A 4,618-nucleotide genomic window follows, 5' to 3' on the forward strand; every position below is an offset into this window, starting at 1 on the left:
GCCCGGACCGGCCCTGTAGCCGCCGCGCCCGCCCGGCTGACGGCCGATCCGCGGGGAGGGGCCGTCGTTCCACTCGGTGAGCGGCAGGCACTCCAGGAGCGGCAGCCGCAGACCCGAGGCCGCCGCCGCCCGCAGGCTCGGCCGGAAGGCCTCGGCCAGCACCCGCGCGTCGTCCAGCGCGTGGTGGGCGCGCCGCTGGACCACGCCGAAGTGCGCGGCCAGCGACTCCAGTTTGTGGTTGGCCAGCGGCAGCGCCAGCGCCTTGGAGAGGGCGATGGTGCACAGCCGCTGCCGCACCGGGGCCTCGCGCCCCGCCCGGGCGTACTCGCGGGAGATCATCTGCCAGTCGAAGACGGCGTTGTGGGCGACCAGCACCCGGCCGGCCAGCCGGGAGGCGAACTCCTCGGCGACCTCCGCGAAGAGCGGCGCGCCCTCCAGGGCGTCACCGGTCAGCCCGTGGATCCACACCGGCCCGGGGTCGCGCTCCGGATTGACCAGCGTGTACCAGTGGTCCTCCACCTCGCCGCGGGCGTCCAGCCGGTACACGGCCGCGGAGACGATGCGGTCGTCCCGGGCCAGTCCGGTGGTCTCCACGTCGACGACCGCGTACCCCTGTGGATACGCGGCCGGCCATGGAGCGGTGGACGCTTCGGGCGTGCGGTCTTCGAGCATGGTCAACGAGGATAAGCGCCGGGGCCGACACCTCCGCCCCCCGGGGAGCGTCGATACCCCACCGGACGCATGTCCGGTGCGATCCTCCCGATGTGACGGAACGACAGGAACCCGGCGAAAGGCCCCAAGCGAGCGAAAGCGGTGAAACGCCCGAAGGGGAGGAAAAGGGTCAGGGCCGGGCGGTGCTCGCCGGCCGGCTCAACTGGCTGCGCGCCGCCGTCCTCGGCGCCAACGACGGCATCGTCTCCACCGCCGGGCTCGTGGTCGGGGTCGCGGGCGCGACGGAGAGCCGGGACGCCCTGCTGACCGCGGGCCTGGCCGGGCTGCTCGCCGGATCGATGTCGATGGCGGCGGGGGAGTACGTCTCGGTCTCCACCCAGCGCGACTCCGAACGGGCCGCGCTCGCCGTGGTGCGCCGCAGGCTCCGCGAGAGACCGCAGGCCAAGCTGGAGAAGCTCACCGGCCTGCTGGAGGAGCGCGGGCTGCGCCGGGAGACCGCCGGGGACGCGGCCCGCCAGCTCACCGCGCGCGACGCGGTGCGCGCGCACGCCGCCGTGGAACTGGGCATCGACCCCGACGACCTGACCAACCCCTGGCACGCTGCGGGGGCCAGCTTCGCCGCCTTCACGGTCGGCGCGCTGCTCCCGCTGCTCGCCATCGTGGTCCCGCCGGCCGGGGCGCGGCTGCCGGTCACCGTCGTCTCGGTCCTTCTCGCCCTGTTGTTCACCGGCTTCAGCAGCGCCCGCCTCGGCGCCGCGGATCCCCGGCGCGCGATGGTGCGCAACATCGGCGGAGGGGCGCTCGCCATGGCGGTCACCTATGCCGCGGGCGCCCTGCTGGGCGCAGCCGGCGTCTGAGGGCCGCGGTCCGCCGGCGGGTCCGGGGCCGCCGGCGGACCAGTAGCCGTTGGCGCGCCGTTGGCGGAGACCCACAGGAAATGGGCTCCTACCGCCGGTAAGTGTTGTCGATCCGGACCCCTGGTCGCCGTCCGGAACCGCCCCTACCGTGCAGGTATGCCGAACCTGCCCGATGTCGTGCTCTGGTCGATCCCGGCCTTCCTGCTGCTCACACTGATCGAGGTGGTCAGCTATCGCCTCCACCCGGACGAGGACACGGAGGGATACGAGACCAAGGACGCCGCCACCAGCATCGGCATGGGCCTGGGCAGCCTCTTCTGGGACTTCCTGTGGAAGATCCCGATCGTCGCCCTCTACACGGTGGTCCACGAGCTGACCCCGCTGCGGATCCCCGTGCTGTGGTGGACGGTCCTGCTGATGCTGGTCGCCCAGGACTTCTTCTACTACTGGTCGCACCGCGGGCACCACGTGATCCGCCTGCTGTGGGCCTGCCACGTGGTGCACCACTCCAGCCGGAAGTTCAACCTCACCACCGCGCTGCGGCAGCCCTGGACCTCGCTCACCGGCTGGCCCTTCTACCTGCCGCTGATCGCGCTCGGCGTGCACCCGGCGGCGCTGGCCTTCCTCAACTCCGTCAGCCTCGTCTACCAGTTCTGGATCCACACCGAGCGGATCGGGAAGCTGCCCCGACCGGTCGAGTTCCTCTTCAACACGCCCTCCCACCACCGGGTCCACCACGCCTCCCAGGGCGGCTACCTCGACCGCAACTTCGGCGGCATCCTGATCGTCTGGGACCGGATGTTCGGCAGCTTCGCGGCGGAGACCGAGCGGCCCGTCTACGGGCTGACCAAGAACATCGAGACCTACAACCCGTTCAAGGTGGCCACCCACGAGTACGTCGCCATCGCCAAGGACCTGAAGACGGCGCGTAGTTGGAGCGAGCGGGCGGGACGGCTGTTCCGCGGGCCCGGCTGGCAGCCGCAGCCCGCCATGGCCGCCGCCCCCAGTGGGGCCGGGGCCGACACGACCGCCCCCGCGACGGCCGCCCCTGCGACGACCGTCCCTCCGACGGCCATGCCCGTGGAGGCCGGAGCCCCCGCGGCCGCGTCCGCCGCTGCCGGGGACGCCGGAGCCGCGTCCGCCGGTACCGCCACCGCCGTCAAGGAGTCCGCGTGACCAGCACCACCGGCACGGGGCGCCCCGCGCCCTGGCTGCGCAAGGCCGCTCCCGCGGCCTTCCTCCTCGCTTCCGCCGTCAACCTGGTCACCGTCTCCACCGGCCACGGCACGGTCGAGACGGTCTCCAAGGCCCTGCTGATGCCGCTGCTGGCGGCCACCGCCGCGTTGTCCGGCGCGCCCCGGATCCTGCTGGTGGCGCTCGCCTTCGGCTGGGGCGGCGACGTGATGCTCTCCTTCGGCGGGGACGCCTTCCTGGTCGGCATGGGCTTCTTCGCCCTCGGCCACGTCGTCTACATGGTCCTCTTCCGCCGCCACGGCGCGGACCGGAGCCGCCCGGAGAGCGTCGGCACGGCCGTGGCCTACGCCGTCGGACTGGCCGCGCTGATGGTGCTGCTGCTCCCGGGGCTGCCGGCCGACCTGCGGATCCCGGTCGCCGCCTACAGTTGCCTGCTGACGGCGATGGCCTGGTCGGCCGGACGGGTGGGCCGCCTCGCGGCGGCGGGCGGCGCGCTGTTCCTGCTCTCCGACTCGCTGATCGCCGCCGAGATGGCCGGCTGGGGCCCGCTGCCGCTGCACGGCCTGTGGGTGATGGCGACCTACCTCGCCGCCCAGGCGCTGCTCACCGCGGGCGTCTGCGGCCTCACGCGGCAACGTGCGCCGCACGAGTCGGCGGAGCCGCGGTCCGCGGCCGTCACTGCCAGCGGATCGGCACCGGCAACGCCGTGAGCAGGCCCGAGGCGGCCACCACCAGCCCCAGCAGCGCCACCTCGGCGCGCGCCGGGACGCAGGCCGTCAACGGGTCGGGGGCCCGGCGCAGCCGCAGCCGGGCCCACAGCGCGAGCGCGGCCACCGCGGCCACCAGCACCACCTTGGCCAGCAGCGTCCGCCCGTAGGCGGTGGTCGCCAGCTGCTCCAGCACCGTCCCCGGCGGCATCCGCCGCAGCGCGCTGGTCACGCCGGTGGCGGTGACCGCGGCCAGCAGCACGGCGGCGGCCCTGGCGTAGCGGCCGAACAGCGCGGCGGCCTCGGCGGGCGCCTCGCCGCGCCAGAGCCGCAGCACGCGCAGCACGTGCAGCAGCCCGCCCGCCCACAACGCGCCGCAGGCCAGATGGACGGCGGTCAGCGCGGCCCCCGTCGCCGGGTCGTGGTAGTCCCAGGCCGGGTGGGCCCGCAGCGCCTCCGCCACCACCACCGCGCCCAGCGGCCACAGCTGGGCGGCGGGACGCCGGGAGAGGGCGAGCAGCCCGGCCACCAGGAAGCCGTTGACCTCCACCAGGGCCAGCAGCCCCTCCCGGTGCCCCTGCAGCCCGCCCAGGTCCACGTCCCCCCAGCCGCGGGGCACCCGGTTGCCGGCGGCGACCACGAAGGCCAGGCCCAGCGAGGCCAGGAACCCGGCCGCCGCCGCGGCGGCCGACCAGGGCCGCGGCAGCGCGCCCTCCGGCCGCAGCCGCAGCGCGGAGCGGGCGGTGAACACCTCGCCCAGCGGCACGCACAACGCCGCGAACAGCACCGCGCGCAGCAGCCCGATCCCGGGGGTCCCGGGTGCGGGGGCCTCCCCGCTGCCGTGCAGCGCGGCGGACGGTCCCAGCAGCGGGACCAGGGCGCCCGCGGCCACCAGGGCGAGCAGCGCGACGGACCGCCGGGCGCCGGCGCGCCCTGGTGCCGGACCGTCACCGGCCGCGGCCGGACCGGAGGTTCGGGTCGTCTGCGTCACGGGACGATCCTCGCCGGGCGGGAGGAACCCGGGCAAGCGCACCACGGCAAGTGGCGGACCCCTTTCCGGTCCCCGCCCCGCGGGGCTGGCACCGCGCGGGCGGCCCGCATAGCGCGGGACCGTAGCGGTGGCCGGGCGATGGCGAGCGACGGGCCCGGGGCTGTGGGCAGGGTCTGCGACCGACGGGCCACCGCTAC

General features: G+C 75.2%; 5 protein-coding genes. 3 read left to right on the plus strand and 2 right to left on the minus strand.

The genetic code is table 11. From position 1 onward, the window contains the following. A partial coding sequence (locus tag ACOV8S_RS12480; RefSeq protein WP_448317843.1) for an exonuclease domain-containing protein occupies positions 1–672 on the minus strand: 672 nt, incomplete at its 3' end. A gap of 182 nt (positions 673–854) precedes the next feature. Here ACOV8S_RS12480 and ACOV8S_RS12485 point away from each other — a divergent pair. The 3 genes from ACOV8S_RS12485 to ACOV8S_RS12495 all read left to right on the plus strand — a co-directional run bounded on the left by ACOV8S_RS12485 (position 855) and on the right by ACOV8S_RS12495 (position 3,433). Further along, positions 855–1,529 (plus strand): VIT1/CCC1 transporter family protein, encoded by a 675-nt coding sequence (locus ACOV8S_RS12485; protein ID WP_448317844.1) that lies wholly within the window; start codon positions 855–857, stop codon positions 1,527–1,529. Positions 1,530–1,685: 156 nt separating this feature from the next. After that, positions 1,686–2,705 (plus strand): sterol desaturase family protein, encoded by a 1,020-nt coding sequence (locus tag ACOV8S_RS12490; protein WP_448317845.1) that lies wholly within the window; start codon positions 1,686–1,688, stop codon positions 2,703–2,705. Further along, the gene (locus ACOV8S_RS12495) at positions 2,702–3,433 is read left to right on the plus strand and encodes a lysoplasmalogenase (RefSeq protein ID WP_448317846.1); all 732 of its coding nucleotides are present in this window, start codon (positions 2,702–2,704) and stop codon (positions 3,431–3,433) included. Before ACOV8S_RS12490 ends, ACOV8S_RS12495 begins: the two co-directional genes overlap by 4 nt. On the opposite strand, the gene ACOV8S_RS12500 is transcribed toward ACOV8S_RS12495, so the two are convergent. Further along, a complete protein-coding gene (locus tag ACOV8S_RS12500; protein WP_448317847.1) occupies positions 3,399–4,421 on the minus strand; it encodes a CopD family protein in 1,023 nt (340 codons plus the stop codon). The genes ACOV8S_RS12495 and ACOV8S_RS12500 overlap by 35 nt on opposite strands. Positions 4,422–4,618 lie beyond the last annotated feature (197 nt).

Source organism: Streptomyces sp. CO7 (assembly GCF_053474865.1).